General features: G+C 30.0%; 5 protein-coding genes, 1 tRNA gene and 1 pseudogene. 3 read left to right on the top strand and 4 right to left on the bottom strand.

The genetic code is table 11. From position 1 onward, the window contains the following. Positions 1 to 82: 82 nt before the first annotated feature. Positions 83 to 184: pseudogene (locus ACEN33_RS11715) on the bottom strand (hypothetical protein); the annotation flags it as partial. Positions 185 to 730: 546 nt separating this feature from the next. Between ACEN33_RS11715 and ACEN33_RS11710 the strand changes: the two are divergent. Beyond that, positions 731 to 1,249 (top strand): hypothetical protein, encoded by a 519-nt coding sequence (locus tag ACEN33_RS11710; protein ID WP_407095163.1) that lies wholly within the window; start codon positions 731 to 733, stop codon positions 1,247 to 1,249. 332 nt (positions 1,250 to 1,581) lie between these two features. Then, positions 1,582 to 1,654 (top strand) — tRNA-Thr (locus tag ACEN33_RS11705). A gap of 161 nt (positions 1,655 to 1,815) precedes the next feature. Here ACEN33_RS11705 and ACEN33_RS11700 read toward each other — a convergent pair. From ACEN33_RS11700 to ACEN33_RS11690, 3 genes are all read right to left on the bottom strand, one after another. After that, positions 1,816 to 2,448, bottom strand: coding sequence for a site-specific integrase (locus tag ACEN33_RS11700; RefSeq protein ID WP_138404956.1), 633 nt, complete (start codon positions 2,446 to 2,448; stop codon positions 1,816 to 1,818). Between the two features lie 364 nt (positions 2,449 to 2,812). Continuing rightward, on the bottom strand, positions 2,813 to 3,094 hold the full coding sequence (locus ACEN33_RS11695) for a hypothetical protein (protein WP_407095162.1): 282 nt from the start codon (positions 3,092 to 3,094) through the stop codon (positions 2,813 to 2,815). 65 nt (positions 3,095 to 3,159) lie between these two features. Continuing rightward, positions 3,160 to 3,693, bottom strand: coding sequence for a helix-turn-helix domain-containing protein (locus ACEN33_RS11690; RefSeq protein ID WP_407095161.1), 534 nt, complete (start codon positions 3,691 to 3,693; stop codon positions 3,160 to 3,162). 106 nt (positions 3,694 to 3,799) lie between these two features. On the opposite strand from ACEN33_RS11690, the gene ACEN33_RS11685 reads away from it, so the two are divergent. After that, entirely contained in the window at positions 3,800 to 5,404 is a 1,605-nt protein-coding gene (locus ACEN33_RS11685) for an ATP-binding cassette domain-containing protein (RefSeq protein WP_407093739.1), read from the top strand. The last annotated feature ends 340 nt before the right edge of the window (positions 5,405 to 5,744 follow it).

Genomic DNA, 5,744 nt, shown 5'->3' with positions numbered 1-5,744 from the left:
TAACTTTTGAAGAAGAAAAAGTGATCAACAAACAATTAAATACTAAAGTCGCATAAAAAAAGGTAGAAAGCATTTAAGCTTTCTACCTCGGAAATCTCTGACCAACACGATTTGACAAAGAACCTAAATAACGAAGTCTAAAGACCTCATTATTTATTGAGGATATTAAACGTCGCATTCGATGAAAGTACCGACTAGAGCGACAATAAAATAAATTAAGAAGCTATTATAGAAAGTTCAACCTTATAACAATCCAACTACACTAACCGTCTCGTTTTCGTGTCTACTTTCTCCCTACTCGGGCTCTAGCCAGACGAAAACAAGGCATCCGTTGCGTTGGATTGTTGTGAGGTTTATTGGTTTAGAGTGTGTTTGGAAGTGTTATAAAGAAATAATGTTATAGTGGTCTGCAAATAACTGTATTTTAGCTCATCATTTTGATAGAGCTAAGCTATTAAACAACTCATAAGTTCCAAATAATGAGTATGAATATATAAGTTCAAATGAATAAAATTATGGTTGAAAGAAAGTAAGAGCCTTTTTTTGGGTTGATAATTATAATAATTACAATTACTATAATATTGAATTAAAAGATAAAAATAGGAGTGTAATCGTGGCTAAAACTATTGTAGTGCTAGAAGAAAGTGAAAAAGCTAAAGGACTAAAAATTTAGTTCAATTTAAAAGGGAAATAATTTTCTTTTCTAGTGAATAATTAAAGGGAGAAAAATATGTGGGAAACTATAGGATTTTGCCTTGATTGGATATTGAGAGTAACAGGTGCACTTTCAATATGCTGGCATATTATAAGAAGTTTTTTTCCAAATAATGAATATATTGATAATATCGTAATTAAAGCAATACACAGTATTGATGATGCTGTGAACTTAGACTTACACTATTTTGAGGTCTTTAATGTTAATCCTTGTATGGAAGGACAATATTTTGTTATATACCCTGTTAATGCAGATATAAAAAAATTAAAAATTATTGAAGTTGAATATAATGGAAGAAGGTTAGTCAACAAAAAAGTATTGAAGACTTACAAAAATATTACAAATAATAGAGGAGTAGTAATAAATACAATAGTACCTGATACTATACCTTTTATTAAAATAGAGTGGAATATGGGCAAAGGTTTAAAAGGGGAATATTCGATTAGCTTTAATGGATTTAACGGTAATACAAATATTGTTTCTTATAGATACGAAAACAATATCTTAAGAGTGATTAATAGAATCTTTAAATGAACGATTACTTATCTATTAAATTAAACTATCTCACCCACTACCTGTTATAATAGATGGGTGAGAATAAATTATATTTTTTATAATTCAATATTATTTTACGAAGTTACTCACACTGGCACGATTTGTTGTCCTATTTCTTGTCATATTTTAAAAATTAAACTGAATCGATTAGTGCTTAAACCAATTTTAAAATCCTTATTTATCAGCCTTATTAACGATTGAAAATACATAGAAATGCTAATTAACGGACTTTTAATCAGTGGGTCGCAGGTTCGATTCCTGCGCGGGTCATACTAATCTCATCATAATAGTGATTAGTTAATAATTAACAAGCCGGCTTAGCTCAGTTGGTAGAGCATCTGATTTGTAATCAGAGGGTCGAGGGTTCAACTCCTTTAGCCGGCACTATTTACAAGACATCCCTACTTAGGTAAGGATGTATTTTTGTGTTCATATTTATTGAATAATCTATCTAAATAAATATATTTTTTCTCTTTTTAAAATTCAAATGATTATTTGTTTATTGCTTGAAAATAAGAATCTTGTACGAGATGTTGTACGGTTTGTTAAAAAGACATAAATTGAGCAAACTTTTCTGCTGCTTCATCTCTTCTGTTCTGAGTTACATGGTCATATATATTCATTGTAGTTTCAATATTGGCATGACCGAGTCTCTCTTGAACTTCCTTCATTTCTAATTTTGCTTCAAAGAGTAATGCACAATGAGTATGCCTAAAACCATGAACATTAATATGTTTTAGTTTATGCAATTTTGTTATTCGTTGAAGAGCAGTTCCAATATAGTATAGATTTAAAGGATTATTTTTTTGGTTTGTAAAAACTAATTGTTCAGGACCATTAGCATTAATCCCAAAGGATAATAAATCTTTTCTTTGAATATTACGCCAGTTAACTAATAAATCCATGGTTATATTGTCGATAGATATTGTGCGATGACTTGCTTTAGTTTTGGGTGATTGAAAGATAGTACCATGTTCCCCTTGAGCAAGGACTCTTCGCACAGTTAATGTTTGGTTTACTTCATCAATATCTTTCCACTTCAAATGACAGAAAAATTTAAATTCTGTTATTAGTAAAGCTGAAGAAGGTTCTTTTGACATAAAAGACTTAAATAGTATAATCAATAGTTTTAAAAACCGTAATAAATAAGATACTGTTTTTTCATTCATTGAATCCATTTAAGGCTTCAATGCCTGCGAGTAGTGTTTACTTGATTGTAACTATGTATTTCTCCTTATATCTCTCTTGCTTTCTCTCAAAAACGATTGTTTTTGATACAAGAATAATAAATAGAAAAATAGAACCTCTTCTGATTTTACGACCCAGAAGAGGTTCTATTTTTTTCTTAGTTATTTCTTTTTGATTTAATACGATAAGGCAGACATTCCTCTAGTGATGTTATCTCTCTATAAACTTTTTTCAAAATCAATCGCTCCAGCAGGAAAATATCCAATTATCTATAAGTTTGCCTTCTCGCATAAGGCATAGATTTGATTAAGAGCGTAACAAGCCAGAGATTATGTAGTTTTTTAATAGGGTTAATTAGTTTTCGCTTTTAGCATGCAATGGTTCAGTCTTTTCTTGGTGAGTAGTGACCAATTTTGAATAGGTTTCATTATTCAACTTATTTACTATTTGTGACAAATCGGTTATTTTTTTTAGTGCTTCTATTGCTTGGTCTCTTTCTTCCTTGTCATAAAGACGGATTAAGTTTTTTAAAAATAAATAAGCCAGTTCATTCCGCTCACTGGTATATAAATTTTGTCGACTTATCCGCATGTCTTCAATAGCTATTTTTGCTCTATTGAGTTCTTTTTCTTCCAAAGTTAAATGGATAAAATTGACATAAAGATGAGAATGCCAGTTTGCAAATTCACTATTAACGGCTGCTAGTCCTTTGCTGTTGTCGAAAAAAATTGTGCTTTTTTGAAATATTGGTTTCTTTTCTTAGAAGGGACTATAGACATAATATTATTAAATAATTTTGTTTCAAAAAAGGTCCAGCTGCTTATTCTGTCTAGATAGTTAAAGATAAAGTCGAAACTTAAATCACCATCTGACTCTTTTGATAAAATAAGTTTGAATAATAGTGCAACTCTGCTCAAAAAGACTTCTGTTTGATTGGACGAAAAGCGTAATTTGTTATGGAGGTTGGTTAAAGAATGTGGATCTTGATTCCAGTAAGCGTTAAAAATAGTCACTAAAAAATCATCTGTGGTAAAGAGTTTCCCATGATGTTTATACATAAATTCATCGTAAGATACATTTATCCTATTTAACAATTCTTGAAATTTTTCTACAGAAATAGAGTGTAGTCCTTTCTCAAATTTTTGAAAGAAAGATCTAGAAACAATGCCTGTGTAAACTTCTTTTTGTGAAATGTTTTTCTGCATACGTATTTTTCTAAACGTTAATCCTATCAACTGATGTACCTCCGTATTTTTTGGGTAGTTTATGACCCATATCATAACATAAAGAGTGCTCGAAAAATGATAAAATAACAGTACAAACGGATACGGAGGGATACAAATGATTAAATTTTATAATAAACAGTACCTAGTTGCAGCTTTTATTTTCATTGGACTTGCAGCAGTAGAGACTACTTTTAATGCCGCTACTTATGCGTATATTTTTAAGGTTATTGAGGAAAAAGACACCTCTCTATTATTAAAGTACATTATTCTTGTTGTCTTGGGTTACATATTGTTTTCTATTATTACTTATTTAAAAGATTTTTGGACAAATAAGAATATTGCTTTTTTTAACACGTCTTTAAAGACTGAATTAATAAGGAAAATTTTAGAAAAAGAGACTTCTTTAAGTAAAACCGAAGGAGTATCAAGTAATACATCATTTTTTATGAACGATCTCAAGTTACTTGAAGAAAATTACGTAAAGCAACTATTCAATGTCGTCAGCTATTTAGTTACTCTAGTTGTTATTTTGACTTTTTCTATGAGCAACAGTTTTTTATTGACCGTTATCTTTTTAGTATTTACATCAGTAACACCACTGTTTACAAACATTTATAAAGAAAAAATAGAAGAAAGTAATAGTCATTGGACAAAAGAGAATAAATCTTTTTCTTCTATACTTAAGGATATCTTAAGTGGGGCTGAAACAATAGCTTCATATAAATCCGAAAATTATTTCATTAAAAATTTTTATCTGAAAGTAAAAGGTTTAGAAGAGAGTACTAAAGACATGAATAATGCCATCTCATTATCGAATGCATTGGTCATCGCTTTATCATATTTATTTCTGTATCTTCCGATTGGCATTGGTATCTACTTTACTATTCAAGGGCGAATTTCGTTAGCGTCTTTTGTAGCCGTTCAATACTCCAGTAGTTGGATCATAAATAATTTTTTAGGATTATCGCAGTGTATAAACAAGTTAAACAGTATAGGAGAAATCAAGAAGACGATAATTAATACACTGGAATTCAAACAGCCAGATGATACCAATGTATTAAGGAACCAGAAGATTGATTCGGTTGTTTTTCAAAATGTTTCATTCAATTATGAGGACAAGAAAATTTTTGAGCATTTAGATTTAACATTAAATTCAAACGATAATGTACTTTTAGAAGGAGCTTCAGGTAGTGGTAAATCGACATTTTTAAAATTACTGACAAAAAAATTAACCCCAACTAATGGTGAAATTTTCATTAATGGCGAAGATATGAAAAGCATTAGCAAAAATGAATTATACAATTATGTGAGCTTAATTCCCCAAACGGTTGCTATATTTAATGACACACTGAGAAACAATATTACATTAGGAAAAGAAGTAAGCGAAGAAAAGTTAAGTGAAGCAATTAAAAAAGCAGGGTTAGAAGAATTAATACAGCAAGTAGGTTTAAATTATCTAATCGGAGAAGATGGAGAAAGATTATCAGGAGGACAATTGAAAAGAGTAGAAATTGCAAGAGCAATTCTGTTTGATAAACCAATACTCTTAATCGATGAAGGGAATGCCTCACTAGATAAACATAATGCTTTAGCCATAAACAAAACAGTGGCTAATTTAAATAAGTTAGTTATAGACGTCGAACATTATGTCCCGGAAGAGAGTGTGAAAAATTACACTAGAAAATACTATTTAGAAAGTAGAAGAGTACAACCAAGTTGATATCAATTTGCAAGGAAGGGGACTACTAACTTTCTAAAAAATATATACAAAAAATGACAGTGTACATTTCAGTTCCTCCATAAGGTATAATATTATATAGGCTATATTTTTTGTTGAGAGTGTAATATATTTATATAATTAACCTGAATAATTCATAGCTCTATAATTTAAGCTGGTTTCTTGAATAAATTAATCGTTCTTGGAAAAATTGGGAATTTTTCTACAAAATAGTGCGTTCTCGAAGTAGATTTTAACTAAATGAACCTTCTTACGATTCTCTTGTTTGTTTGAAGGCATACTTCTCCCTTGTAGACGATTGATTCAAAAAATTAACGTGATG

Origin of the sequence: Ruoffia sp. FAM 24228 (genome assembly GCF_045528575.1) — a bacterium.
GTDB classification, from domain to species: domain Bacteria; phylum Bacillota; class Bacilli; order Lactobacillales; family Aerococcaceae; genus Ruoffia; species Ruoffia halotolerans.
The sequence above is the reverse complement of the archived record's forward strand: the minus strand, read 5'-3'. Positions and strand labels throughout refer to the sequence as shown.

Excerpts from the sequence above, each read along its gene's own strand:
- ACEN33_RS11710 (WP_407095163.1), top strand. The coding sequence starts at position 731 with ATGTGGGAAACTATAGGATTTTGCCTTGATTGGATATTGAGAGTAACA.
- ACEN33_RS11685 (WP_407093739.1), top strand. The coding sequence starts at position 3,800 with ATGATTAAATTTTATAATAAACAGTACCTAGTTGCAGCTTTTATTTTC.
- ACEN33_RS11700 (WP_138404956.1), bottom strand. The coding sequence starts at position 2,448 with ATGGATTCAATGAATGAAAAAACAGTATCTTATTTATTACGGTTTTTA.